Below are 25507 nucleotides of genomic sequence, written 5' to 3' on the forward strand. Positions count from 1 at the left end.
CTAGTTACCTCCCTCTTCTGAATCTTCTTCAGGTTTTTCCCTCAGAGATTCAACATCTCCGGAACCTTCTTCAACTTTCAGTTCCATCAGATAAGACGCTACCTTATCGATTTCTTCATCTGACAGATCATACTGATCCGTCATCTTGTTTCCTGGTTTGAAGGATTCCGGATCTTTGATCCAGTCGACAAGGTTCTCTTCGTTATGTTCAAGGAAGCCTGCGATGAGATCGCGGTCTCCGAAGTTCGCCAAGTTAGGCCCTACAGCACCCGCGCCCTGCGGTGTTACTGCGTGACAGCCGATACATGAGTTGTTGAAGATTTCCTGGCCTTCAGCCGCATCGTCCGTCGATGCTTGGGCCGGTTCCTCAACAGCCTTCATGTCAGCGAGCCATTGATCATATTCTTCTTCCGGCAATGCCTTTACCTTAAAGTCCATCAACGCGTGGGATGGTCCGCAAAGTTCCGCACATTTTCCGTAGAAGAGACGGTTGGACTCTTCGGCACTGTCATCATCGAACACCAGATAGAAGCTGTTGATTCCATCTACGTTCGTATCCAGCTTACCACCGGCAGCCGGTACCCAGAATGAGTGTTTAACGTCGCCTCCCTTAAGGTTGAAGTAAACTCTCCTGTCGGTAGGTACCACAAGCTCTTGGCTTGTTACGACTTCCTCGTTGGGATATTCAAATTCCCACCAGTACTGATTGGCGGTGACATTGACGATTGTCTCTTCTGTATTGATTCCTCCATCTTCATTTTCCATGCCGCGGACATCACCTTGTTTGAAGACCAGGTAGACTGTTGGTACTGCAAGGATGATGATGAGCAAAATTGGGATGGAAGTCCAGATCACTTCATATACGTGGTTACCAGCCACATCTTTTGGTTTGTAGTCTTCACCTAATTTACTTCTGCGGCTTTTCAGCACTGCGAAAGAGAATAGGATTATGACTGATACTACAACGAGTAGCATGATGGCTATAGACAACACCATCAAATAGAATTGCTCTTGTCCAATTTCACCGGCTGGTCTCAGCGTACTGAGATGATTCTTCCCGCACCCGGAAGCAAAAGCCGCCAGGAAAACGATAAGACCAATCCATTTGGCGCTCATCCAACGATTTTTCATTTAAATAGACCTCTCTTTCATACTTGAGCTTTTAAAAATTCCCTAATAGGCCGGCAACAATGATCATTACGAAAAAAATGATGATGTAATTCAACGAGAAGATGAAGACCCTGCCGGCATGGCGGTAATCATCTTTGGCCGGGCGGAACTTGTTCAATGTTATGACTAACCAGGTGATGTTCAGTGCGGTCGCAAGAATCACGAACCATAGCCCAAGTTCCGTCATCATGAGCGGAGTAAACAGTAGCAGCGCCACCCAGAAGATGATTGACGCCTTAGCCCGGCGGTTTCCTTTCACAGATGGAAGCATCGGTATACTGGCTTTACTGTATTCCTCGCTTCTTCGGATAGCCAATGCATAGAAGTGTGGAGGCTGCCAGAGGAACATGACAACGAACATCGCCCAGGCGAGCACATGCAGACCAGGGTCTACTACTGCCCAACCGATGAGTGGCGGCATCGCCCCGGGTATCGACCCGATGACGGTGTTCGACACCAGATGCCTTTTCGCATAAATGGAATAGACGACTACATATCCAAAAGCAGCGATCAATCCAAGTGTTCCAGCAGTCATGTTGATCATGAAAAGAAGTATTTCTCCAATGATGAATGATCCAAATCCTATGTACAGTATGTCTCGCCCTGAGAAAGTGCCATCTACACTCGGACGGGACTGCTTCGATTCCATGATCATGTCTATGTCCCTGTCATAATAGTTGTTCAGTGCAGCTACACCGCCTATCACAAGAGCAGTCGCTGCAACCATCAGCAGCAGAAGCGGGACATTCGAGAAGAAAGACTGGTTGTAGTACATGACAGCCAGAAAACCTGCAGCAAAGGCCGGAATCAAATTCGCTTTGATTATACCATCCTTGACAAGAGTTTTGACCGCCTTATAGGTCATCGCCCTATTACCATGATGCACATCATTACCATATACATCATTTTGCATTCATACGCCTCCTTTCACCACAGATACATTACAAATAATGATAAATTAAACATGACACATTTACTATATATTTTTGAAATAAAATCGTTACATTTTATATTGTTCAAAAATTGTTCATCAATGTGCCACATTCTTATTCCGAATATGTTTTATACTGGGAATAGTTGTTTGTTGTACATAATCGATTTTACCATATATTCTAGAATTGTTAAGAGCAATTAAAAATATTAATGATTGCGAAGACAAGTTCTTTCATATATATTGAATACTTGTGGCTACTAACAGCATACGAGCTATAGAGGTGTTACCATTGTATAAAAACTTAAAAATACTTGCTGTCATCACCACACTTGCGATGGTGTTCGTTCAGATAGGCGGCGCTCTGGTAACCAAAACAGGCTCCGCGGATGGCTGCGGCCAGTCCTGGCCCCTATGCCACGGGCGTATCATCCCGAGCGATTGGCCAATCGAGACGATTATAGAACTTGCCCACCGCGGTGTATCTGGTATCGCGATCATACTGGTTGGTGTACTGAGCTTTATGGCCCTTAAGCTGATGGCCCATAAAAAAGAAACCAAATTCCTTGTCGGCCTGAGTATCGCCTTCATCATCATCCAGGCGCTCCTTGGCGCTGCAGCTGTGATGTGGGGCCAGAATGACTTCGTACTTGCAGCCCATTTCGGGATCTCACTGATCAGTTTTGCATCAGTCTTCCTCTTGACGCTCCTCGTGTTCGAAGTCGATCAGAAGTTTGAGGCGCAAACTCTAGTCATTGGACCTTATCTCAGATATCACACCATATTTCTGACAATCTACATTTACCTTGTTGTATACAGCGGCGCCCTGGTCAGGCATACCGACTCATCACTTGCCTGTTTGAGCTGGCCGCACTGTAGTCCCGATAAGCTATGGGCTGACACATTCTACGAATGGGTGCAGATGGGGCACCGGGTTTTGGCCGGGGTCATCATCATCTGGATTTTCATCATCATGCTTCATGTCCTTAAGCACTACAGCAAATATAGAGTCCTGAAATATGGCTGGATTATTGCATTCGTACTTGTACTACTGCAGGCAACCACCGGCATGCTCAGCGTATTCACGCTGGTAAACATTTTCATCGCCCTGTTGCATGCCCTGTTCATCACGTTGCTGTTCGGACTGCTCTGCTACTTCATACTCCTACTGTACCGCTCCAGGTGATACGGTGGTTGTAAACAGAAATCATAAAACAAAAAGCGTGCCCTTCATCTCCTGATCAGGAGATGAAGGGCACGCTTTTTATATGTTCCAGAATTTCACCTTACGCTTTTTCCACGGTCATCATAAGATCCATCGAGGTTACCTTATCACCCGCTTCGACGAATACATCTGTCACTTTACCGTCGAAGGGTGCCTTTACAGAGCTTTCCATCTTCATTGCTTCTGTAATTATGATGACCTCCCCTTTTTTGAATGTCTCCCCCGTTTTATACTTCACCGTACTCACGGTACCAGGCATCTGCGCCCCGATATCACTTATGCTTGCAGGGTCGGCTTTTTTGAGTTTCGCTTCCTTCGATTCGACACTTTCATCATTTATATAGACCTTGCGCGGGAAACCGTTCAATTCAAAATACATCCAACGGTAACCATCTTCATGCACATGTCCGATCGATAATAAGTTTACGATCAACGTCTTGCCCTTATCTATTTCAATCTCAAGCTGTTCATTCTTTCGCATGCCGAACAGGAAGGTTGGCGTATCCAACACTTCAACATTGCCCCACTTGTTGTTGGTCATGATGAAGTCTTTGAAGACTTTCGGATAGAGCGCATAGGACAATACATCCTTCTCGGTGATCTTGTAGTCGCAGAATTCGGCCACTTCCTCACGTAGCTGATCGAAGTCCACCGGCTCCATGACCTCACCTGCCCGTACACTCAATGGTTCGCTGCCTTTAAGCACAACTTTCTGCAAGGCTTCATTGAATCCCGTTTCAGGTCTGCCGATTTCCCCTTTAAAGAAACTGACCACTGAATCCGGGAAGTCGAGGTGCTGGCCGCGCTCGATGACACTTTCCTCATCGAGTTCGTTTTGTACCATGAACAATGCCATATCCCCCACTACTTTGGATGACGGGGTCACTTTGATGATGTCGCCAAACAGCATATTGACCTTCTGATACATCTTCTTGACATCACCATAGCGGTCACCAAGTCCAAGTGACTTAGCCTGGCTGTAGAGGTTTGAGTATTGGCCTCCCGGCATTTCGTGCCTGTAGATTTCAGTATTTGGGCTTTTGATGTCACTTTCAAAATCGACGTAATACTTCCTGACATCCTCCCAGTACTCGCTTAAGCGTTCAAGTCCTTCTATATCGGCACGGACTTTCCTGTTTTGATTGCTTTGTGCATAATATAGGCTGTTCGCACTTGGTTGGGATGTCAGACCGCTCAGTGATCCGAGTGCCGTATCGACCACATCCACACCCGCTTCAATCGCCTTGTGGTACATAAGGATGCCATTCCCGCTCGTATCGTGGGTATGCAGGTGGATTGGAAGATTCACCGTCGCCTTCAATTCCCCGATGAGCTCGTAGGCTGCCTGCGGTTTGAGAAGTCCTGCCATATCTTTAATCGCAAGTATATGCGCACCTTCTGCCTCAAGTTCTTGAGCCATCTTCTTGTAGTAGTCCAGAGTATAGACGGCTGAACGCTGTGGATCCAGGATATCCCCTGTATAACAGATGGCCGCTTCAGCCACCTTACCGCTTTTGAGCACGGCTTCAATCGGATGCTTCATTGCTTCCATCCAGTTCAGGGAATCGAATATGCGGAAAACATCTATGCCTGCCTCTGCACTTTCCTGTATAAATTTCTCCACGACATTGTCCGGATAGTTTTTATAGCCCACTGCATTGGAAGCACGGAGAAGCATCTGGAAGAGGACATTCGGTATTTCACTGCGCAATGTCTCAAGTCGTCTCCACGGATCTTCCTTAAGGAAGTTATATGCAACATCAAAGGTGGCCCCTCCCCACATTTCAAGGGAAAATGCATCCTTCAGATCATGTGCCGTATAGGGCGCAATCTTCTTCATGTCATAAGTGCGGATCCGTGTCGTAAGCAATGACTGATGCGCATCCCTCATTGTGGTGTCCGTCAAAAGCACATCTTCTTGTGCCTTCAGCCATCTGACCAAGCCCTCCGGCCCTTCATTATCCAGTATCTGTTTTGTTCCCTCCACTATTTTCGGTTCATAGTCTGGCATGCGTGGAGGATCGAAATGTGGCTTTTGGCGTTGTTCGACCCCTGGAAATCCATTGACCGTGATTGTCGAAATGTACTCAAGCGTCTTGGTTCCCCTATCCTTTGGCTTCTCGAATTCGAAAAGTGAAGGCGTGTTGTCGATGAATTTGGTCGAATAATCTCCTTTCCGGAAATCCTCATTGCTGATGACGTTGGCCAAAAACTGGAGATTGGTCTTGATTCCCCTTATCCGCATCTCCTTCAGGCTGCGCAGCATCTTCTCGTTTGCATCCTTATATGTGAGACCATGTGTAGAAAGTTTGACCAGAAGCGAATCGTAGTAAGGCGAGATGACCGCCCCTTGGAAACCATCTCCGGCATCCAACCGTACGCCGAACCCGCCGCTTGAACGGTACGCCATGATCTGCCCTGTGTCAGGCATAAAATCATTCAATGGATCTTCAGTGGTGATCCGGCACTGGACAGCATATCCCATCAATGGAATGTCTTCCTGCCGCGGCAGGTTGATTGCTTCCCCGAAAAGCGTATTGCCGTCGGCTATTTGGATTTGTGTTTTGACGATGTCGATGCCGGTAACCATTTCTGTAATCGTATGCTCGACCTGTACGCGCGGGTTCACTTCAATGAAATGGAAATCGTCTCCAGCCACCAGGAATTCAATGGTTCCGGCGTTGATGTAGCCGACTTTTTCAGCCATGTCCTTTGCCGCCCCGCAGATTCTCGCACGCATCTCTTCACTCAGACCGACTGACGGCGCCACTTCCACAACCTTCTGGTGGCGGCGCTGGACTGAACAGTCGCGTTCATAGAGGTGGAGGACGTTGCCTTCAGCATCTCCAATGATTTGGACTTCGATATGCTTCGGAGTGGCGATATACTTTTCAAGATAGACTTCACTGTTGCCGAAGGATTTGGATGCTTCACTCTTGGCCCGGTCGTAGCTGTCCCTGACATCATCGCCTTCATCGACGATACGCATCCCTTTCCCGCCGCCACCTGAAATGGCCTTGATGATGATCGGCAACCCATGCTTTCCAATGAACTGCTCGACTTCTTCGAATGACTGGACTGCACCGTCTGAACCCGGGATGATCGGGAGTCCGGCAGCTACGGCTGTGGCGCGAGCCTTGACCTTATCACCGAACATATCCAAGTGACGCTGTTCTGGTCCGACAAATATGATGCCCTCTTCTTCGCAACGCTTCGCGAACGTCATATTCTCACTCAAGAAGCCATAGCCTGGATGTATAGCATCCACTTCTGCTTTTTTCGCCACTTCTATGATGGCTTCGATATCCAGATAACTCTCTGTAGGCGACAGCTGTTCGCCGACAAGATATGCTTCGTCAGCCTTGTATCTATGTAATGCCCCTTTATCCTCATTACTGTATATCGCTACTGTCGTAATATCGAGCTCCGTACATGCACGGAAGATACGGATGGCGATTTCTCCCCTATTGGCAACCATCAGCTTGTTGATCTTATTCATGACATTCCTCCTTTATTATCATTTTAATTATAATAAATATTCAAAAAATATACAATCTAATTCATTCTTGCTCCTAAATTGGTAAATGACGGCAAAAGGACATAAACCAAAAAGACCAGAAAATGAATTCTGGTCTATAGGTGGGTCAGCGTCTTTTGTTTTTTGACATGTTTGGCCGAAATGATGAGCAGGCCGATTGCGATGGATATGCTGAGGAATGACGAACCACCGTAGCTGAGCAGCGGCAACGGCACACCGGTAAGCGGAATGAGCTTTGAGATGCCGCCGAGATTGACGAACAGCTGGAAGGTGATGTAGATAGCAACACCCACACAGATGAGGCGGTAGAACATGTCTTCTGAGACTGCTGCATACCATAATGCCTTCAGTACAAGAACCAAGTACAGGAGTAGGATGAATATTACGCCGATCAGTCCCAGCTCTTCTGCAACAACCGCAAATATGAAGTCAGTATGCGGCTCTGGAAGATAGCCGAGCTTCATTACACCATTGCCCAGCCCAGTGCCGAAAATGCCACCATGGGATATGGATACCAATGCATTCGTCAATTGGTACCCCGTCCCGGTCGGATCATTGAATGGATGGAGGAACGTGTCTATTCGGGCCTGCTGGTGTGGGGAGAGGATACTTCCCTTGATCATGAAGATGATGAGGCCTATCGCTACTGCCGCACTGGCGATCACCCCACCCGCCTTGGCGAGAAATCGGATCGAGATGCCGGAGTACAGGAATATCCCTGCAATGATGCCAGTGATGACGAGCCCGGTGCCGAAATCATTCGATATGACCATCATGGTACAGAAACCTATGAACAACAGAGGCACCAGATGACCTGCTTCAAGTTGCTTGAGGCGGTCTTTCTTCCTATCGTATATGTACGCCAGATATAAAATGGTCACTATCTTGAAAAACTCCGAAGTCTGGAAGTTGAAGCCCGCTAAGCGGATCCAGTTCCTTTCCCCATTAACTTCCGTGCCGAAGAAAGCAGTAAACAACAGAAGGATAAAAATGCCACCCGTTGCTGCGATCTGGAAGTATTTGTTGCGCAGAAACTCCCCGGACATGAAGTAGGTCATGATGAATACCACGATGAAGCCGAGAATTATGGAGAACAGTTGCCTGATATAATAATGTTCAGGGTTTCCGCCTGTAATATCGCTTTTCGATGCAATTACCATGCTCGCACTGTATACCATGATGAGACCGATGAGGCTAAGCAGGATATAGCTGATCACGATGACGAAATCAACGTGTTTGGAGTATACTTTTACGTAGTCGAAGAAGTCTTTTATGTATGACAATTTATCGCCTCATTTAAAAAAGTCTAAAGATCATATTTCTTTAGACTCGAATTTTTCCTTTTCCATATATGCTTCGTGCACTTTGGATACTTCCTTTTCCAGTTTCTCCAGTACAGCATGTCCGTCTTCGGGATCGATCAGGCCAAGTCTTGCAGCGAAATGGACCTCTTTTGATAATCCAAACATCTGTGTGTCCAGAACCTCTTCATAGACCGGGCATTGGGGCATTGTCAGGTTGTCCATCTGCACTTCGATCAGCTGGACAATCTTTTCGGCATCTTTTTCCAGCTGTTCATAAGCCTTTCTGCTCAAATCATCTTTAGTGGACACGAAATTACCCCTTTCTATAAACTCTCTATAAAATTTTATATCAGAAACAGCAAAAAAGCAAGTAAATACAAGAGTATGATACGATTGAAACGGCTTAAACAATACATATATTTCTGCTATAATTAAGCAGTAAGGAGAGAATGCAGATGATTATACAAATATTGGGTAATGTACGTTACCAGATTACACTCGACCCATCCACATGGATATTCGACGACCGCAAAGAAGAACTTGAAAAGGTGTTGGCCCAGGAACCCGACGAGGAACAGATCAATTTTTCGGACAGCACAGAATGGAACAGGCAGATCATTGAAGGTACGACTAAACCGCCTACTTTGAAAACCGAGAAAAAGTTCAAAAACAAAGAACTCTTGGAAGGCACTTTCATCATTTGCCTAAAACCTTTCCTGGAATATACCGAGCCCCATCAAGGCGAAGATGCAATGATTGTGTTCACACATGACGAAGGGACGACTACTCTTCCCTATAATGCACGCGATACATATTATGCCCATTTCAGTCAGGATGGGAAGCGCATCTACGATGATGGCATGATCGATGTTCTGGTCATCAAGGATGGCAATATGGAAGAAAAGCTCGTGCATGTTACCGGCATCGCCTTTGAATAATAAAAATCAGCCTATCCATCTGGATAGGCTGATTTTTATTTGCCGGAAGTTTTAATGTTTCCAGCTTTCCGTTCCTGGTGCAATCTGAAGCGGTATAAAGCCAAAACGGCCGTAGCGACTATCAGACTTTCTGCAACGGGGAGGAATGCACCGAAAAAAGTCAATATGATGCATCCTAAAAACATGACAACGTAAATGATGGCATTCTGCCACACCTTGACTTTACGTGCGAAACCAAGGTTATACACTAGGATCGACAGTATGAAGATGGTGATGAAAAGGTACCACATTCCACTTTCAGGGTTGGAATCCAACCCGAACAACCTGCCGAAGAAAGTCAGGCGCTCTGTAACATTCACACTCATCAAATCAGGGAGATACAATTAAATTCACTCCGATTCAAGTTTAATCTTTTCATGTTTTTGTGATTTTTCCCGCTCATTCTTGGCAAGTATGCTTTTTCTGAGACGGATGGATTCTGGGGTCACTTCCACAAGCTCATCATCATTGATGTACTCGAGCGCTTCCTCCAGGGTCATCACTTTAGGTTTTTTCATGGTCGTCGTCTGCTCTTTTGTAGCAGAACGTATATTGTTCGCTGCTTTCACTTTAGTGATGTTGACAGTCAAATCGTTGTCCCGTGAGTTTTCGCCGACAATCATGCCTTCGTAGACTTCAGTACCTGGCTCCATAAAGTTGGTGCCGCGGCTTTCCAGCTGTAGGATGGAGTAGGTCGAAGCCGCTCCTTTATCGATGGATACGAGAACACCATTACGTCTACCGCCTATGCGTCCTTTAATGAGTGGACGGTAATCCTCGAACGTATGGTTGAGGATGCCGTAGCCACGTGTCATGGACATGAATTCCGTACGGTATCCGATCAGACCACGTGCTGGTACAAGGAAAGTGACACGGCTTTGGCCATTGCCTGTATTGACCATGTCCACCATTTCACCTTTCCGTTGGCCGAGTGATTCTATGATGCTTCCGGTATACTCTTCAGGCACGTCGATCTGGACACGTTCAAACGGTTCACATTTGACGCCGTCAACCATTTTGACGATGACTTGCGGTTTCGAGACTTGAAGTTCGAACCCTTCACGACGCATGTTTTCGATAAGGATTGATAAGTGGAGTTCGCCCCTGCCGGAAACTGTCCATGCATCCGGTTGATCGGTTGGTTCAACTTTCAGGGATACGTCCGTTTCGAGCTGCTCTTCTAATCTTTCCTCTATCTTACGCGCTGTAACATGCTTGCCTTCTTTGCCGGCGAATGGCGAGCTGTTGACTGAGAATGTCATCTGCAGGGTCGGTTCGTCGATGTGTAGAAGAGGCAATGCCTCCTGGTTGTCGATCGGTGTCACAGTCTCTCCGACGTTGATGTCCTCCATGCCGCTGACTGCTATCAGATCGCCTGCTTTGGCGCTCTCGATCTCGAGGCGCTGGAGCCCAAAGAAACCAAACAATTTGGTCACGCGGAAATTTTTGACCGTGCCATCATTCTTCATGAGCGACACTTGCTGGCCAACTTTGATTTCCCCCCGGAATACACGTCCGATGCCGATTCTGCCGACATAATCGTTATAGTCGAGGAGTGCGACCTGGAACTGTAGCGGTTCGTCGCTGTTATCTACAGGAGCTGGCACATATTCCAGGATCATATCGAATATGGACTGCATGTTCTCTTCCTGCTTATCCACCTCGAGGCTTGCCGTGCCGTTTATTGCGGAAGCATATGCCACTGGAAATTCGAGCTGTTCGTCATTTGCGTCCAGTTCGATGAAAAGCTCGAGCACTTCATCGATGACTGCTTCTGCGCGGGCCGTTTCCTTATCGATCTTGTTTACAACAACAAGTGGCTTAAGGTCTTGGTCCAATGCTTTCTTCAATACGAAACGTGTTTGTGGCATAGTACCTTCATAGGCATCCACAACCAGGATTACACCATCCACCATCTTCATGATCCTCTCAACTTCGCCACCGAAATCGGCGTGCCCAGGAGTATCAAGAATGTTGATGCGTTTATCTTTATAGTCAATTGCTGTATTTTTAGCGAGAATTGTTATTCCACGTTCCCGTTCAATATCATTGGAATCCATCGCGCGCTCGGCGACATGCTCATTCTCCCGGAATATGCCGGACTGCTTCAGCAGTTCGTCTACTAGTGTCGTTTTTCCGTGGTCAACGTGTGCAATGATTGCGATATTACGGATATCTTCTCTTAAATTCATCAAGTCTTTCCCTTCGTTTTTAAAATCGTTTTGTAGCTTTCATTTCATAACTTATTTATTATAACACGACATCGGTGTCCTTTTCCACTCCTTGACAAGCATTGGGTGTAATAAAATGTTGTCTTATGCTATAATATTCATCAAATCCACTTCGAAAGGACCGTCAAAATGGAACAAAAGAAATCAAAAGCCATATTCATGGTGCTGGCTGTGCTGGCTGTCCTGATGATGCTTGCCTTCTCCGCCTTTGTCGCTGAAGCGATGCCGCTCATGGCCATATTATCCGTCGTACTGTTCATCGCGATATTCGGAATCGGTTTTACACTAAAAAAGAAATACCGTGAAAACGGTTGGCTGTAGGCTGCTGAATTTGATATTTTGCATAGCTTGTTGAAGGGCAGACGGGGATTTACTGGAACTACTCCCCCGTTTGCCCTTTTTTGTATGGATTGACTCTTTTTCTGTATTTTGACCCATCGTTTGATCTCACAGATAATGACGGCACCACCATTAAGGAGTTGTGCCATGAGGGAAAAACACGATCGCTTGAAAGTTTATGAGTTTTTGTACAACAGGGTGCCTTTTTCAGATGATGAAACGGCAGAATATCATTCCATGCAGAAGATGGAACACCTTGAGAATGAATTTGAACGTTATCTTATGAACATTAACACACAGAATATGTCCGTCCACTGGCATGCCGAAATGCACATCGGCAACGCGTTCGAAATCGTCAATGTCCTGATTGCCACCGACTACTGCTATTATCTTTTCGTACTGCATGATCTTAGTGGCCCGCACTACATTAATCAGTTCAATATACTATGTGCTGCTGGACATGAAGCTGTAATCGACCTCAACCGCAGTCGCGCGATATTCGAAATGTTTCGCGGGCAACTCATAGATGAAGGGCGCTATCAGCGTCCGATCATCCTCAAATATGTGATGATGGATCCGAGTTTCAAAATTGAACCGGCCCGTTCTGAACTGTTTTTGAAATTAAGTGAGCTCCCCCATTATTTGAAGACCATCGAACATTCCGCTGTAATCAGAAAAAAGAACCGTCACCCGGCCTCGCACTGATTACAGGCGGCCGGGTGACGGTCAGAATGGTCCACTTCAACTTCAAGAGGGGCATCAAATGTCCGTTCTGCCACAGTTTTGATTGGCAGACGATAGGCAGCAATTTCGGACGATGTGATGCATGTGGCAAAGTTGTTGGAATACAGGCGATAACAGCTGAATACTTCAACCGCCTCCACATGATCAGCCCTGATATACACTACAAACGCCGTGATATCATAGACCATCTCAAGCTCGAGCTATCGGAATACACGCTTCAGAAGATCATCCGGCAGAACTTTATAAAATTGGAGGGGCATACCCGCATCTATCGCTTCTCCCCGTGTACACGCCTGTGGCCGGCTATAAATGCCGCATCACTTGTAAAGTAATCTGTAAGTTCCTTGTGGATCGCTTTATTGCCAGTCAGGATGCTATCCTTCTTCAATATATCGATCTCTTCACCAAGCAGGTTGGTTGTCCTGCCGCCAGCTTCATCGATTATGATCATACCTGCTGAATAATCCCATGGGTGCAGTCTGAAGAACACAGAGGCGCTGAGGATGCCGGTCGCGACATATGCCATTTCGAGGGCAGCGGAACCGTATGATCGTGTACTCCTTGTTTGTTCCACTATTTTCTTGAATGCAGGTCCTATCTGATCTTTGATGACCCAATTGGCATTCATGCCGATGAGCGACCGGTCAAGCGTCGTGTCCCGCATTTCATCTAGGCGGATATCATCCTTGAAAGCACCGCTGCCGACCCTTGCATGGTACAGCACGCCTTCCATGACATCCAAAATCAACCCACAGTAAGGTTCTCCATCCACATAGACACCGATGGAGACAGCGAAGTTCTGGAGCTGGTGTACAAAATTCAAGGTACCGTCTATCGGATCAACTATCCACAGCACACCCGACATATCTTCAATATCTGTGCCGTGTCCTTCCTCACCAATGATGCGGTGGTCCGGGTAGCGTTCAAGTATCCGTTCATATATATATGTCTCTGTTTCCTTGTCGACATCCGTCACCAGGTCATGAGGGTTGAGCTTGGCATCAACCTTGAAATCCTCCTTCATACGGAGTTTGATGAAGTCCCCCGCTTCCCTGATCATACGTTGCCCGAATTCATATATTTCCATTGCATCCACCCCAAATGATTGATTGACATTATCACTTATTCTATCATATAGATAATGATTTGAAAGGAGAAGCCAAATGTCTAAGTACCATTTTACAAAGGAGGACTTCCGGGTTTTCGACATCGACGGTCTGGAGCCGCGGATGGATGCCCTGAAAGAGACCATACGACCTAAACTTGAGAACCTCGGTGAATATTTCAGTGAATATCTCACCACTTTGACCGGAGATGAGCATTTCGCCCATGTTGCCAAGCACGCACGTCGGAAAGTGAACCCCCCAGACGATACATGGGTCAGCTTCAGCACCAACCCAAGAGGCTATAAAATGATGCCCCATTTCCAGATCGGCCTTTTTGGTGATCATGCATTCTGCATGTACGGGGTCATATATGAGTCTCCTGAAAAACAGCAGGTTGCTGATAAATGGCTTGATATGATCGAGGAGATGCGCAGCATGCCGAACAATTACGTAATCTCTTTGGATCATATGAAACCCGAAAAGACAGCCATCGATGATATGAGTTATGATGACTTTGAATCTGCGCTCACCCGTCTGAAGGATGTGAAGAAGGGTGAGTTCCTGATCGGGAAGATGTATCTGCCTTCAAACCCCGTTTTGGAAAACGATGATATATTCCTAAAAGAGCTGGAGACGGTCATGACTGAACTGTTAAAGCTCTATTGATTCAAATGGAGCATTGGAAAAGCCTCGATACCTGCCGTGTATCGAGGCTTTTCCAATAGGCGGAAGATCAGGTCACCTGCACTTTCAGCTGATTTGCCAAAGACTGTATACGGGCGATGTCGGCGATATCCACCTTTCTTGAATATTTTTATAAAAAAAGACGCTCCAACCAGAGCGTCTTCTGTACTTATAGTGAATCGTTGTTGCGTCTGTTTACATTATCACGGCGTTCCTTCGTTGCATCATAGCTGTAATCATCGCCGGTACGGCGCTGTGATGCATCTGCGCGGTCATCAGACCTACCGGAGCCCGCAGTGCCCCCGCGCCTTGTATACTCTTCTTCTGATACCGGAGTGACGGGCTCACTGGAGTCGATATTGCGATCTACAAACCGATCGTCTTCTGCTGTCTTATCTGAACGTCTCGTAGTGTCACGTGCCGATGTCCTGTTGTCGTCATCATATTCACCGAGGCTGAAAGTACGTGTTGACTCGATATCTTCGTCATGGTGACTCCGCGGTCCCCGGCTGTTTCTGTCTTCATTGACTTCATCCCTATCGAGGGGGGCGTCATCTCGGCGCCTGGCCGCAGGCCTATTGTAGTCGAAAGCCTGATCTGATTCCGCTTCGTCCCGACGGCGTGGTTGCCTATCTGGCGTCCCAGCTTCAGTCATCCCGCCATCTTCAAATGTTCGGTTATTGTTCCTGCTGTGCCGCCGTTCTTCATCCAGGGGTTCAAGTTCATCATTTCGAATGACTCTATCCTTTCTGACAAAGAGCAGTATTGCTGCAATGATGAAGAATAATGGTATGATGCCAGTCACGACAGGCGCAATGAGCGGTGCTGTGAGAATGGCTGCCACCAGCAGCAGGAAGCCTGCCAAAATCCTTCTGCGCATCGTCAGAAGGCCGAACAGTCCTAAAATGAGCGGAATCATCAGATATAGTGCAATCATCCATACATTGTTCAACCACCCGACTACCATATCAGCAAGATCTCCGGGTGCGGCTCCAATATCCTGTCCCTGCTCCGCAAGGTTCTGGAATTCTGTTTCAAGTTGCTGTGTCATGTTCTGTGTAACCTGTGCGTCATTCATTGTGACGAGTGAAAAGAAAAGAAGCAGGGCCGTTATCGCCAGCAATCCAATCCAAGCCAGCCATCCGAATATCTTTTCAGGAATGCGGCTGACCGGTTTTACCGTTTGGGTATAATTTTTTTTAGCCATAGGAACCTCCTAGGTTATTTATGTCTTCATAATCAATATTACCCGTACATCGATTTTTTAACCAGATAAAATTTAGTTTAATCACTCTCTATGCTTTTTTATGTACGCATGCAGCCGACTGATCTTTAATCGTGAGTGTGGCTGCAGGATACGGTCCCGGATTGTATATGATCTACACTCTGATCATGCTGTCTGGTTCTGCATCCTTAAGCTTTTTGACTGCTGTATAGGCTTCAAGGCCGCTGTTTGATTTGAACTCACGAAATTTCGTCTTTTCCTGCGATTTCCCTGGTACAATTCTTTTGAAGGTTTCATACTTCCTTTTCAATTCTTCTGCAGGCACACCGCCATCATATGCTTTCTCTACGGCTTCAAAAAAAGCGACGGCGTCGATGATTTCATCTGTAGTCCAGTCTTCATCAATCGGATAGCTGTATTCTTCCATTCTGGTCTCCTCCTTTACGGCAAAGATAAAAAAAGGGCATCCGTTATGGACGCCCTTAAAATATGCTGTTACATAGTGTGGATTGGTCTACCCAGTACCACGTCCGCAGCTTCCATTGGAATCTCTCCAAGTGTCGGGTGGGCGTGGATGGTAAGCGCGATATCCTCAGCAGTCATTCCTGTCTCAACTGCAAGGCCAAGTTCTGCAATGATGTCGGAAGCGCCTGCTCCCGCAACTTGGGCACCGAGGAGTAGGCCGTCTTCTTTACGTGAAACAAGTTTGACGAAACCATCAGTTTCATTCAATCCAAGCGCACGACCGTTTGCTGCGAATGGGAATTTACCTGTCTTCACTTCAAATCCAGCTTCTTTAGCGTCTGCTTCATTATAGCCGACTGTAGCCAACTCAGGTTCTGAGAAGCAGACTGCTGGCATGCTGAGATAATCAACTTCAGATTTTTCTCCTGCAATTGCTTCAGCAGCAACTTTACCTTCGTAGCTTGCTTTGTGGGCAAGTGGCAGTCCAGGCACTATATCGCCTATAGCGAAGATGCTGTCAATTGAAGTACGGGATTGTTTATCGACTTCGATGAGGCCTTTATCGGACATTTTGATGCCGGCCTCTTCCAAACCGAGCTCATCTGTATTCGGACGACGTCCTACTGTTACAAGGACATAGTCTGCTTCGATTTCTTTAGTCTCGCCTTTAACTTCATAAGTGACTTTGACGCCATCGTCTGTTTCTTCAGCTTCTTTAGCCATTGCTTCCATCTCGATGGTTACACCTTTTTTCTTGAGGTTCTTTTTGACGACTTGCGTCATCTGTTTTTCGAATCCACCAAGAATATCTTTGGCACCTTCAAGAATCGTCACTTCTGTACCGAAATTCGCATAGGCAGTACCTAGCTCAGTTCCGATGTAGCCGCCACCGATGACGACCAATTTCTCAGGTTTTTCTTCCAACGCAAGCGCACCGCTGGAATCGAGGATGCGTTTACCGAATTTGAAACCTGGGATTTCTATTGGACGGGAGCCGGTAGCCACGATTGCATTTTTGAATTCATAAGTCTGTGACTGCTTTTCGTCCATGACTTTCATAGTGTTGCCATCGACGAAGTAAGCTTCGCCTTTGACGATCTCGACTTTGTTTCCTTTAAGCAGGCTTTCAACGCCGCCAGTGAGTTTTTTGACTACACTGTCTTTGAATGACTGCACTTTGGAGAAATCAAGTTTCACACCTTCAGTGATGACACCCATGTCTTCAGAGCTTTGTGCCTGCTGGAAACGATGGGAAGATGAAATCATCGCTTTGGACGGGATACAGCCGACATTCAGGCAGACGCCACCGATGTCACCTTTTTCTACGATTGTCACTTTCTGTCCAAGTTGTGCTGCGCGGATTGCTGCAACGTAGCCTCCTGGGCCTGCGCCGACTACAATAGTATCAGTTTCAATAGGAAAATCTCCAACTACCATCTGTAATTATCCCTCCATTAATAGTAATTCTGGATTGTTAAGCAGACGCTTAACATGGTTCAGGGCGTTCTGTGCCGTCATGCCGTCAATCTGTCTGTGGTCATAGCTGAGTGACAGTGCAAGCATAGGGGCCGCCACTATCTCCCCATCTCTCACGATTGCTTTCTCTTCTATGCGTCCGATGCCGAGGATTGCCACTTCAGGCTGGTTGATGACTGGTGTGAACCATTGTCCTCCTGCAGAACCGAGGTTTGAGATGGTCATTGATCCGCCCTTCATTTCATCGCCTGAGAGCTTGCCGTCACGTGCTTTGCCGGCAAGCTGGTTAATCTCGTCGGATATTTCGAACATGGATTTCTTGTCTGCATGTTTCACTACAGGTACAACAAGGCCACGCTCTGTATCGGCTGCAATGCCTACATTATAATAATGTTTCTGTATGACTTCAAATGTTTCTGAATCGATTGATGCATTGAATTCAGGATATTTCTTGAGCATTGACACAAGTGCTTTTACCACATATGGCAGGAAAGTCAATTTGATGCCTTGTTCTTCTGCGATTGATTTGAATTTCTTCCTGTGGTCCCACAGCGCTTTTACTTCTACTTCGTCGAGATGTGTAACATGTGGGGAAGTCTGTTTGGAGTTGACCATCGCTTTTGCGATCGCTTTTCTCATGCCGCTCATCTTTTCGCGCGTCTCCGGGAACTCGCCTTCAGAAGATGCTGGCTTGGCATCTTTGGATGTTGGCTGTTCATCAGTGGTGTCGGCAGTTTCTTGAGTCGCCTCAGCAGAACTCTGGTCGCCATTCATGAATGCTTCCACATCTGCCTTCACTACACGGCCGTTTTTGCCGGTGCCCGATACTTCTGTGATGTCAACATCGTTATCGCGTGCAAATTTACGTACACTTGGCATCGCGATGATGCGTTTGTCGGAAGAGCCGCCTTTTTCTGACTCGTCTTCCTTACCGGAATCTTCGCCTTTGCCAGAAGCTTGTCCTTCTTTCTTGGAATCATCCGTTTCTTTTTCTTCTTGCTTCTCTTCTTGCTTCTCTTCTTGCTTTTCTTCTTTTTCAGCAGGTTCTTCTCCGCCAGAGTCTTCAGAACCATCATCGATGGTCACAATCGTTTCACCAACAGTTGTAACGGTTCCTTCTTCGACATGGAGTTGTTTGACCGTCCCGTCTACTGGAGACGGGATTTCAACAACTGCTTTATCATTCTGCACTTCTGCTAGCACATCATCTTCTTTGATTTCATCGCCTTCATTGATGAACCACTTGACGATTTCACCTTCGTGGATACCTTCACCGATATCCGGCAGTTTAAATTCAAAAGCCACAGTATTTCCTCCTTTATACTTTCTGTTTAAAAGTCCATAACCTGTTTCGCACGTTCGATGATGTCATCTTTGGTAGGCAGCCATACACCTTCCGCTTGTGTGAATGGATAGACCGTATCAGGCGCTGTGACGCGCATGATTGGTGCTTCCAGACTAAGGATGGCACGTTCGGACAGTTCTGCTGCAACGTTCGCTGCAACACCTGCTTGACGCTGTGCTTCCTGGATGACCACTGCACGGTTCGTCTTCTCGACAGATTCGACCAATGTGTCATAGTCTATTGGCGAGACGGTCCTCAAGTCGATCACTTCTGCAGAGACGCCCTCTTCTTTAAGTGCATCAGCTGCTTTGATGGCTTCTTGAACCATTGCGCCGTACGCGATCAGTGTAATGTCGTCGCCCTCTTGTTTGACGCTTGCCTTGCCGATTTCGACAGTATATTCTTCTTCCGGTACATCTTCACGGAATGAACGGTAGAGTTTCATGTGTTCAAGGAAGATGACAGGGTCATTCGAGCGGATTGCTTCAATCAGAAGTCCTTTTGCATCTACTGGATTTGACGGGATGACCACTTTAAGGCCTGGCGTCTGTGCCATCAGGCCTTCCAGCGAATCCGCGTGGAGTTCAGGCGTGTGGACACCGCCGCCAAATGGCGCACGGATTACGACAGGCGTTTCCTTTGAAGCGCCTGAACGCTGTCTGTTGCGGGCGATCTGGCCGGCTACGCCGTCCATCGCTTCAAAAAGGAAGCCGAAGAACTGGATTTCCACTACAGGGCGGAAACCTTCCAGTGTAAGGCCGAGACCCATCGATACGAGCCCACTTTCTGCAAGTGGTGTATCGAACACACGATCTTCACCGAATTCTTTCTGCAGGCCCTCTGTAGCGCGGAATACTCCGCCGTTTACGCCGACGTCTTCGCCGAAGAGCAGGACATTCTCATCGTTCCTGAGTTCTGTGGCCATCGCGTCAGTGATTGCTTGGATCATTGTCATCTGTGCCATTGCTTATTTCGACTCCTTTTCTTTGTAGACTTCATACTGTTCCTTCAGGTTGCTCGGCATTTCATCATAAGTGAGCTCCATGAGTTTGGTGACAGTCTGTTTTTCTGCACCGTCTGCTTCTTTGATTGCTTTCTTGATATCTTCTTTAGCCTGCTCCATCACTTCATTTTCCTGATCTTCGCTCCATAGGTCCTTCTCTTCAAGGAAAGCGCGGAAACGGACGAGCGGGTCTTTCTTTTCCCAATCTGAATCTTCATCGGATGTCCTGTAGCGTGTCGGGTCGTCCCCTGCCATTGTGTGCGGTCCATAACGGTAACAGAGCATCTCGATGACAGTTGGTCCTTCTCCTGCAACTGCACGGTCGCGTGCATCTTTAGTCACCTTGTATACAGCAAGCGGGTCCATGCCGTCCACTTGAATGCTTGGTACACCTGAGGCTACACCTTTTTGGGCGAGCGTCTTCGCCGCAGTCTGCAAGTCCCGAGGCGTCGAAATTGCATAGTGGTTGTTCTGGATGACGAATATTGCAGGCGCTTTATACGCACTTGCAAAGTTGATGCCTTCGTAGAAGTCCCCCTGTGACGTACCACCATCACCCGTATAGGTGATTGCTACTGTGTCCTTTCCGCGCATTTTAATGCCGAGTGCCACACCAGCTGTCTGCACATACTGTGCGCCGATGATGATCTGCGGGCTGAGTGCATTCACGCCTTCAGGGAACTGGTTGCCTTCATAATGGCCTCTTGAGAAAAGGAAGGCTTTCGTAAGCGGCAGACCGTGCCAGATCAGCTGCGGCACATCACGATAGCCAGGAAGGATGTAGTCTTCACCTTCAAGGGCGAACTGGCTGGCGAGCTGGGATGCTTCCTGGCCGGCTGTAGGTGCATAGAAGCCCAATCTGCCTTGGCGGTTCAATGAAACTGAACGCTGATCGAGTACGCGTGTCCAGACCATGCGCTTCATCAGTTCTACAAGATCGTCATCGGATAGATCAGGCATTGCGTCTTTATTGGTGACTTTCCCGTCCTGATCGAGAATCTGGAACATTTCAAATTTATTTTCGATCTCTTCAAGTGTCTTGACCGGATCGAAACTTTTATTCTTTGGTGCCATAAAGTGTTCACCATACCTTTCAAATTTTTCATTTATCGTATATTATCTTACCATATCCTGTTACAACAGTAAAATAAACAGGATTGTAACAGATGCTCACAAAGCGCTTTAAATCAACGATTTCTGTACTAATACAGTTTTATCTGTTATATAATACAGCGCTTACATCATTCTCCTTCGATTATGGTCTCTATCTCTTTTTTGAGTGCGTTCACCTGTTCAGTGCGCTTGCTGAAAGTTTCTGCATTCTTCTGGACTTCCTCATATTCCTTGCTCAGGCTGTTAAGTCGTTCATCCACTTCATCCTGTGACACTTCTTCTTCACCAAGATATGCGAAGATATCCTTTTCGCTGTTCAATACAGACTTATAGCTGCCGATCATTTCCCCGTGGCTCATGTATCTCTCCTCCATCGCATCGATCAGCGACTGTGCCTGCTTGCGGTTGGATTCATCGGAAATCTCTTCTATATATTGGGTCGAAGCTTCCATACGGCTCCTGCTCTCTCCCATGATTGCGACTTCCTGATCCAACTGTTCGATACGTTTATCCGTATTTTCCACTAGCGAATCGCTTATCTCCCCAAGTTCTTTCTTAGTAGCGTTCTTAAGTGAGCCTTGCAGTTCCGCCTTCTCGCCCTCCAACTCTTCGAATTCAGCGTTGACATCCTCTATCTCCTTTTCCACCTCGACGGTCTCTTGAAACGCATTATAAAAATCGAGCAGTTCATCAGATGCTGACGAACACCCGGCAAGCACCATCGCCATCACCATGGCGCCACCTAATAATTTCTTCATTTCCATTCCCTCCGATTGTTGACTGGATAGTGTATAATTAAAAAATAATATGTTGAGAATTCCGGTTCTCCTGAGTATTATAGTATAATAAATCGCGACATATATAAACAGGAGGGTTTATTTTGGTAACAATGAAAGATATCATCCGGGACCCCGATCCATTTCTGCGCAGGAAGGTGGCCGAAATCGACACGATCGACGAGGAAACGGTAGACCAACTGATTGCCATGCGGGACTATCTGGTGCGCTCCCAAAATCCCGATATTGCAAAAAAACAAGGTCTTAGGCCAGGCGTTGGCCTTGCCGCCCCGCAAGTCGGACTTGATAAACGCATGCTCGCCATCTATATGGAAGGGGACGAGGGCGAAGTGCTCCATGATCATATGCTGATCAACCCTAAAATCAAAAGCCACTCGGTGACTGAGACGTACCTGCCCGGTGGCGAAGGCTGTCTGAGTGTCGATGAAGACGTTCCAGGCCTTGTGCATCGCTTCCAGCGGGTCAAGGTTTCAGCCCTCGATCCCGAAGGGAAGCCTGTAGAAGTGAAAGCAAAAGGTATGCTTGCCGTCGTGTTGCAGCATGAACTCGACCACCTTGACGGCATCATGTTCTATGATCACATCGATCCGGACGCTCCCATGGAGCCAAAGCCCGGCGCCAAGCCTGTAGAATAAAAAAGCGGCCGTATCAAAGCGGTCGCTTTTTCATTGCACATGGATCCCATCCAATCAGATGAAGTCATCGCGCCTCTCCCTAAATGGAATATTCTGCTCATACAACTCCTTCTTCAGTGCCGCAAATGTTTCATGGTCCATGACTTCAGGGTCATGGTCATGACGCTTCCTGTGGACATCATCTGCCTCTTCGTGGTCATCATAGATGTAGTTCATCACCACCATGTCAGGATGTGTATTGAATTCCAACATGATCATGTTGCGGTCCTGACGCGTCCACTCAAGCAGTACAGCTTCCAATATTCGCTTTTCTTTCATGCGCTTCCCTCCATTCCCTTCCATTATAAAGTCTTTGCATGTCCCCCGTCTATAATGTAAAATGAAGTTAAGCTGATAAGGGATGTGGTCATGATGCTCAGACGGTGGAGGAAGAGGCTGAAGCAAAGGCTTGGACGCATTCTCGGTAGGAAAGGGTTGCTGAACAACGAATATTTCAAACGGCGTTAAGTCCGTTATATTGTGTTGCTTTATGCAACACAAATTTTTTGTTAATGACCATCCATACAATCAAATCAAAAGGAGAAATCATATAATGGCAGTATTTAAAGTTTTTTTTCAAGAACAACTAGATAGCCGCATCATCCGTGAAGAGACAATATCACGTTACTTTGAGGCGGAGTCGGAGAGCGAAGTGCGCACAGCACTGAAGGAAAGCCGCCTCAACATCGAATTCGTCCAGGAATTAAGTCCCGCACACCTGGAGTACGAAAAGAATAACAATGCAGATTTTAAGGTTGAGGATATCTGATGACACTGGAAAAAGGTGAAGTTGGCGTTTTTGCCCTCGGGGGACTCGGGGAAATAGGCAAAAACACGTATTGCATTGAATATAAAGACGAAATCATCATGATCGACGCAGGCATCAAGTTTCCAGACGACGAACAGCTGGGAATCGATTATGTCATTCCCGACTACACATATCTTAAAGAGAACCAGGAGAAAATCAGCGCGCTCATCGTCACCCATGGCCACGAAGACCATATCGGCGGCATTCCTTTCCTGCTGAAAGAATTCAATGTGCCCATCTACTCCGGGCCTTTGGCTCTTGGACTCATCCGTAATAAGCTGGAGGAGCACCACCTCCTGCGCTCGACTGAGCTAAACCCGGTGGAAGAGAGCACTGTATTGAAGTTCAAGCACATGACGGTTGAATTCTACTTGACCACGCACTCCATCCCTGAAGCATATGGGGTCATCGTGCGTACACCTGAAGGTACAATTGTCCATACAGGTGACTTCAAGTTCGACTTCACACCGGTGGGCGAACCTGCAAACATTGCGAAAATGGCCCAGCTTGGGAAGGAAGGGGTCCTTTGCCTCCTGTCCGATTCAACGAACGCTACAGTGCCGAACTTCACCACAAGTGAGAAGGAAGTCGGCCAGAATGTAAAGGATATCTTCCGTAAATGTACAGGACGGATCATCTTCGCTACATTCGCATCCAACATCTATCGCGTCCAGCAGGCGATAGACGCAGCAATCAAATTCGACCGTAAAATTGCCATCTTCGGCCGCAGTATGGAAAACAACATCAAAATCGGCCTGGAACTGGGCTATATCAAAGCACCGCCTGAAACATTCATCGAACCAAAAATGATCAACAGCATCGAAAAGCATAAAGTGATGATGCTGTGTACAGGCTCCCAAGGTGAGCCGATGGCTGCCCTATCTCGGATAGCCAACGGCACGCACCGTCAAATCAGCATAATCCCTGATGACACGGTCGTCTTCAGTTCATCTCCGATCCCTGGCAACACATTGAGCATCAACCGTACAATCAACGCCCTCTACAAAGCGGGTGCAGACGTCATACATGGCAAGCTCTCCAACATCCATACTTCAGGGCATGGTTCTCAGGAAGAGCAGAAGTTGATGCTCCGTCTGATGCGTCCGAAATATTTCATGCCGATCCATGGCGAATACCGCATGCTGTATCTTCACAAGCAGCTGGCAGTCAACACAGGCATGGACCCGGACGATGTCTTCCTGATGGAAATCGGTGATGTTCTGGCATTGAAGAAAGATAGTGCAAGGCACAGCCACCGCGTACCGGCAGGCACAGTATTCGTCGACGGTACGGGTATCGGCGACATCGGCAACATCGTCCTCCGCGACAGGAAGGACTTATCCGAGGAGGGGCTCGCAATCGTCGTCGTTTCAATAGACTTCAATACAAAGAGGCTGCTTAGCGGCCCGGACATCATCTCACGTGGTTTCGTCTATATGCGGGAGTCCTACGGCCTGATCCGCGGTGCAGAGAAGAAGATAAAAGCGGATATCATCAACCTGCTCAACTCAAAAGACCATGTGGAATGGTATCACGTAAAGCAGCTCATCATAGAAGAACTCAGCAACCACCTCTACAAGCGGACCCACCGTAAACCGATGATCCTGCCTACCATCATGAGGGTCAATGAAAAGAAGAAGTAATGCATAAATAAGAGCACTTGTGGAAGTTTCCACAGGTGCTCTTCTAGTCTATGAGTGATTTTTCAAACCGGGTCAAATCCTGATCATCCCCTATTACAATCAGGATATCATCCCTCTGGATGTTGACCGTCGGGTCTGGACTGACAATGATGTCCTCATCCCGTTTTATCGCTATTACACTGACTCCGTATTCTGCACGGATGTCCAAGTCCAGTAAGGATTGGTCCGCCAGGTTCTCCTGTGCCTTGATCTCGACGATCGAATGCTCATCCGAGAGTTCAAGGTAATCGAGTACGGAAGTGGAGGCAAGCTTATGGGCGATGCGTTTCCCCATATCGCGCTCAGGGTGGATCACCATATCGGCGCCGATCTTATCAAGGACACGGGCATGGTAATTGTTCTGTGCCTTGACACTCACATGCTTGACGCCCATATCTTTAAGGAGCAGTGTCGTCAGGATACTCGACTGGATATTGTCACCGATTGCGACGATGACGTTATCGAAATTGCCAAGGCCGAGATTCTTCAGGACCCTCTCATCAGTAGTATCCCCGATGGCTGATTTGGTTGCGATATCAGCATATTCATTAACACGGTTTTCATCTATGTCGACCGCCAGTACATCCATTTCGAGTTCAATCAGTTCCCGTACAATGCTGGCACCGAAACGGCCGAGGCCGATCACCGCATAGTCCTTTTTCATCTTCAT

At 47.2% G+C, this 25507-nt stretch carries 26 protein-coding genes; 9 read left to right on the plus strand and 17 right to left on the minus strand.

Features of this window, described 5'->3' with window-relative positions:
- Together coxB and cyoE are read right to left on the minus strand one after the other, a co-directional pair.
- A complete protein-coding gene (gene coxB, locus ACZ5LF_RS08015) occupies positions 1-1131 on the minus strand; it encodes a cytochrome c oxidase subunit II (RefSeq protein ID WP_380571762.1) in 1131 nt (376 codons plus the stop codon).
- A 31-nt stretch (positions 1132-1162) separates the two neighbouring features.
- Positions 1163-2083, minus strand: a complete 921-nt coding sequence (cyoE, locus tag ACZ5LF_RS08020; protein WP_380571764.1) for a heme o synthase — start codon at positions 2081-2083, stop codon at positions 1163-1165.
- A gap of 310 nt (positions 2084-2393) precedes the next feature.
- Between cyoE and ACZ5LF_RS08025 the strand changes: the two genes are divergently transcribed.
- On the plus strand, positions 2394-3287 hold the full coding sequence (locus ACZ5LF_RS08025; RefSeq protein WP_380571766.1) for a COX15/CtaA family protein: 894 nt from the start codon (positions 2394-2396) through the stop codon (positions 3285-3287).
- A gap of 100 nt (positions 3288-3387) precedes the next feature.
- Here the strand turns inward: ACZ5LF_RS08025 and ACZ5LF_RS08030 are convergent, their stop codons facing one another.
- From ACZ5LF_RS08030 to ACZ5LF_RS08040, 3 genes are all read right to left on the minus strand, one after another.
- Positions 3388-6825 (minus strand): pyruvate carboxylase, encoded by a 3438-nt coding sequence (locus ACZ5LF_RS08030; protein ID WP_380571768.1) that lies wholly within the window; start codon positions 6823-6825, stop codon positions 3388-3390.
- Between the two features lie 134 nt (positions 6826-6959).
- Positions 6960-8147 (minus strand): FtsW/RodA/SpoVE family cell cycle protein, encoded by a 1188-nt coding sequence (locus tag ACZ5LF_RS08035; RefSeq protein ID WP_380571770.1) that lies wholly within the window; start codon positions 8145-8147, stop codon positions 6960-6962.
- Positions 8148-8177: 30 nt separating this feature from the next.
- Positions 8178-8477 (minus strand): Fpa/YlaN family protein, encoded by a 300-nt coding sequence (locus ACZ5LF_RS08040; protein ID WP_380571772.1) that lies wholly within the window; start codon positions 8475-8477, stop codon positions 8178-8180.
- Between the two features lie 146 nt (positions 8478-8623).
- Between ACZ5LF_RS08040 and ACZ5LF_RS08045 the strand changes: the two genes are divergently transcribed.
- Complete coding sequence (locus ACZ5LF_RS08045) at positions 8624-9106, plus strand: hypothetical protein (RefSeq protein WP_380571774.1); 483 nt, start codon at positions 8624-8626, stop codon at positions 9104-9106.
- A gap of 35 nt (positions 9107-9141) precedes the next feature.
- Here ACZ5LF_RS08045 and ACZ5LF_RS08050 read toward each other — a convergent pair whose 3' ends face one another.
- Together ACZ5LF_RS08050 and typA are read right to left on the minus strand one after the other, a co-directional pair.
- Positions 9142-9471 carry a YlaH-like family protein gene (locus tag ACZ5LF_RS08050; RefSeq protein ID WP_380572131.1) on the minus strand — a complete coding sequence of 110 codons (330 nt, stop codon included), beginning with the start codon at positions 9469-9471 and terminating at the stop codon, positions 9142-9144.
- A gap of 24 nt (positions 9472-9495) precedes the next feature.
- Positions 9496-11340 (minus strand): translational GTPase TypA, encoded by a 1845-nt coding sequence (typA, locus tag ACZ5LF_RS08055; protein ID WP_380571776.1) that lies wholly within the window; start codon positions 11338-11340, stop codon positions 9496-9498.
- A gap of 165 nt (positions 11341-11505) precedes the next feature.
- Here typA and ACZ5LF_RS08060 point away from each other — a divergent pair, with 165 nt between their 5' ends.
- From ACZ5LF_RS08060 to ACZ5LF_RS08070, 3 genes are all read left to right on the plus strand, one after another.
- Entirely contained in the window at positions 11506-11697 is a 192-nt protein-coding gene (locus ACZ5LF_RS08060) for a DUF5325 family protein (protein WP_380571778.1), read from the plus strand.
- A gap of 165 nt (positions 11698-11862) precedes the next feature.
- A complete protein-coding gene (locus ACZ5LF_RS08065; protein WP_380571780.1) occupies positions 11863-12420 on the plus strand; it encodes a hypothetical protein in 558 nt (185 codons plus the stop codon).
- Positions 12421-12434: 14 nt separating this feature from the next.
- Entirely contained in the window at positions 12435-12791 is a 357-nt protein-coding gene (locus tag ACZ5LF_RS08070; RefSeq protein WP_380571782.1) for a hypothetical protein, read from the plus strand.
- Here ACZ5LF_RS08070 and ACZ5LF_RS08075 read toward each other — a convergent pair.
- Complete coding sequence (locus ACZ5LF_RS08075; protein ID WP_380571784.1) at positions 12728-13546, minus strand: inositol monophosphatase family protein; 819 nt, start codon at positions 13544-13546, stop codon at positions 12728-12730. The genes ACZ5LF_RS08070 and ACZ5LF_RS08075 overlap by 64 nt on opposite strands.
- Before the next feature lie 76 nt (positions 13547-13622).
- On the opposite strand from ACZ5LF_RS08075, the gene ACZ5LF_RS08080 reads away from it, so the two are divergent.
- Positions 13623-14231 (plus strand): YktB family protein, encoded by a 609-nt coding sequence (locus ACZ5LF_RS08080; RefSeq protein WP_380571786.1) that lies wholly within the window; start codon positions 13623-13625, stop codon positions 14229-14231.
- Positions 14232-14418: 187 nt separating this feature from the next.
- On the opposite strand, the gene ACZ5LF_RS08085 is transcribed toward ACZ5LF_RS08080, so the two are convergent.
- From ACZ5LF_RS08085 to ACZ5LF_RS08115, 7 genes are all read right to left on the minus strand, one after another.
- Positions 14419-15456, minus strand: a complete 1038-nt coding sequence (locus ACZ5LF_RS08085; RefSeq protein ID WP_380571788.1) for a DUF4064 domain-containing protein — start codon at positions 15454-15456, stop codon at positions 14419-14421.
- Positions 15457-15628: 172 nt separating this feature from the next.
- On the minus strand, positions 15629-15901 hold the full coding sequence (locus ACZ5LF_RS08090; protein WP_380571790.1) for a UPF0223 family protein: 273 nt from the start codon (positions 15899-15901) through the stop codon (positions 15629-15631).
- Between the two features lie 68 nt (positions 15902-15969).
- The gene (lpdA, locus tag ACZ5LF_RS08095; protein ID WP_380571792.1) at positions 15970-17376 is read right to left on the minus strand and encodes a dihydrolipoyl dehydrogenase; all 1407 of its coding nucleotides are present in this window, start codon (positions 17374-17376) and stop codon (positions 15970-15972) included.
- Between the two features lie 6 nt (positions 17377-17382).
- Complete coding sequence (locus ACZ5LF_RS08100; RefSeq protein ID WP_380571794.1) at positions 17383-18720, minus strand: dihydrolipoamide acetyltransferase family protein; 1338 nt, start codon at positions 18718-18720, stop codon at positions 17383-17385.
- 26 nt (positions 18721-18746) lie between these two features.
- Positions 18747-19724: an alpha-ketoacid dehydrogenase subunit beta gene (locus ACZ5LF_RS08105; RefSeq protein ID WP_380571796.1), complete on the minus strand. Its 978-nt coding sequence runs from the start codon at positions 19722-19724 to the stop codon at positions 18747-18749.
- 3 nt (positions 19725-19727) lie between these two features.
- Positions 19728-20837, minus strand: a complete 1110-nt coding sequence (gene pdhA / locus ACZ5LF_RS08110; RefSeq protein ID WP_380571798.1) for a pyruvate dehydrogenase (acetyl-transferring) E1 component subunit alpha — start codon at positions 20835-20837, stop codon at positions 19728-19730.
- A 167-nt stretch (positions 20838-21004) separates the two neighbouring features.
- Positions 21005-21634, minus strand: a complete 630-nt coding sequence (locus ACZ5LF_RS08115) for a YkyA family protein (protein WP_380571800.1) — start codon at positions 21632-21634, stop codon at positions 21005-21007.
- Between the two features lie 122 nt (positions 21635-21756).
- On the opposite strand from ACZ5LF_RS08115, the gene def reads away from it, so the two are divergent.
- Entirely contained in the window at positions 21757-22308 is a 552-nt protein-coding gene (def, locus tag ACZ5LF_RS08120; RefSeq protein WP_380571802.1) for a peptide deformylase, read from the plus strand.
- Between the two features lie 54 nt (positions 22309-22362).
- Here the strand turns inward: def and ACZ5LF_RS08125 are convergent, their stop codons facing one another.
- Entirely contained in the window at positions 22363-22626 is a 264-nt protein-coding gene (locus ACZ5LF_RS08125) for a hypothetical protein (protein WP_380571804.1), read from the minus strand.
- Between the two features lie 274 nt (positions 22627-22900).
- On the opposite strand from ACZ5LF_RS08125, the gene ACZ5LF_RS08130 reads away from it, so the two are divergent.
- Positions 22901-23116, plus strand: a complete 216-nt coding sequence (locus ACZ5LF_RS08130; protein ID WP_380571806.1) for an RNA polymerase epsilon subunit — start codon at positions 22901-22903, stop codon at positions 23114-23116.
- Positions 23113-24798 (plus strand): ribonuclease J1, encoded by a 1686-nt coding sequence (gene rnjA, locus ACZ5LF_RS08135; protein WP_380572133.1) that lies wholly within the window; start codon positions 23113-23115, stop codon positions 24796-24798. Before ACZ5LF_RS08130 ends, rnjA begins: the two co-directional genes overlap by 4 nt.
- Positions 24799-24841: 43 nt before the next feature.
- On the opposite strand, the gene ACZ5LF_RS08140 is transcribed toward rnjA, so the two are convergent.
- Entirely contained in the window at positions 24842-25501 is a 660-nt protein-coding gene (locus ACZ5LF_RS08140; protein WP_380571808.1) for a potassium channel family protein, read from the minus strand.
- Between the last annotated feature and the right edge of the window lie 6 nt (positions 25502-25507).

It is taken from the genome of Salinicoccus siamensis, from assembly GCF_055391965.1.

Bases quoted from the DNA above. Each gene is read 5' to 3' on its own strand.
- ACZ5LF_RS08080 (WP_380571786.1), top strand. From the start codon at position 13,623: ATGTCTAAGTACCATTTTACAAAGGAGGACTTCCGGGTTTTCGACATC.
- ACZ5LF_RS08075 (WP_380571784.1), bottom strand. From the start codon at position 13,546: ATGGAAATATATGAATTCGGGCAACGTATGATCAGGGAAGCGGGGGAC.
- ACZ5LF_RS08105 (WP_380571796.1), bottom strand. From the start codon at position 19,724: ATGGCACAGATGACAATGATCCAAGCAATCACTGACGCGATGGCCACA.
- ACZ5LF_RS08060 (WP_380571778.1), top strand. From the start codon at position 11,506: ATGGAACAAAAGAAATCAAAAGCCATATTCATGGTGCTGGCTGTGCTG.
- lpdA (WP_380571792.1), bottom strand. From the start codon at position 17,376: ATGGTAGTTGGAGATTTTCCTATTGAAACTGATACTATTGTAGTCGGC.
- ACZ5LF_RS08090 (WP_380571790.1), bottom strand. From the start codon at position 15,901: ATGGAAGAATACAGCTATCCGATTGATGAAGACTGGACTACAGATGAA.
- ACZ5LF_RS08050 (WP_380572131.1), bottom strand. From the start codon at position 9,471: ATGAGTGTGAATGTTACAGAGCGCCTGACTTTCTTCGGCAGGTTGTTC.
- ACZ5LF_RS08130 (WP_380571806.1), top strand. From the start codon at position 22,901: ATGGCAGTATTTAAAGTTTTTTTTCAAGAACAACTAGATAGCCGCATC.
- cyoE (WP_380571764.1), bottom strand. From the start codon at position 2,083: ATGCAAAATGATGTATATGGTAATGATGTGCATCATGGTAATAGGGCG.
- ACZ5LF_RS08045 (WP_380571774.1), top strand. From the start codon at position 8,624: ATGATTATACAAATATTGGGTAATGTACGTTACCAGATTACACTCGAC.
- ACZ5LF_RS08115 (WP_380571800.1), bottom strand. From the start codon at position 21,634: ATGAAGAAATTATTAGGTGGCGCCATGGTGATGGCGATGGTGCTTGCC.
- ACZ5LF_RS08085 (WP_380571788.1), bottom strand. From the start codon at position 15,456: ATGGCTAAAAAAAATTATACCCAAACGGTAAAACCGGTCAGCCGCATT.
- pdhA (WP_380571798.1), bottom strand. From the start codon at position 20,837: ATGGCACCAAAGAATAAAAGTTTCGATCCGGTCAAGACACTTGAAGAG.
- ACZ5LF_RS08030 (WP_380571768.1), bottom strand. From the start codon at position 6,825: ATGAATAAGATCAACAAGCTGATGGTTGCCAATAGGGGAGAAATCGCC.
- coxB (WP_380571762.1), bottom strand. From the start codon at position 1,131: ATGAAAAATCGTTGGATGAGCGCCAAATGGATTGGTCTTATCGTTTTC.
- ACZ5LF_RS08140 (WP_380571808.1), bottom strand. From the start codon at position 25,501: ATGAAAAAGGACTATGCGGTGATCGGCCTCGGCCGTTTCGGTGCCAGC.
- ACZ5LF_RS08125 (WP_380571804.1), bottom strand. From the start codon at position 22,626: ATGAAAGAAAAGCGAATATTGGAAGCTGTACTGCTTGAGTGGACGCGT.
- ACZ5LF_RS08065 (WP_380571780.1), top strand. From the start codon at position 11,863: ATGAGGGAAAAACACGATCGCTTGAAAGTTTATGAGTTTTTGTACAAC.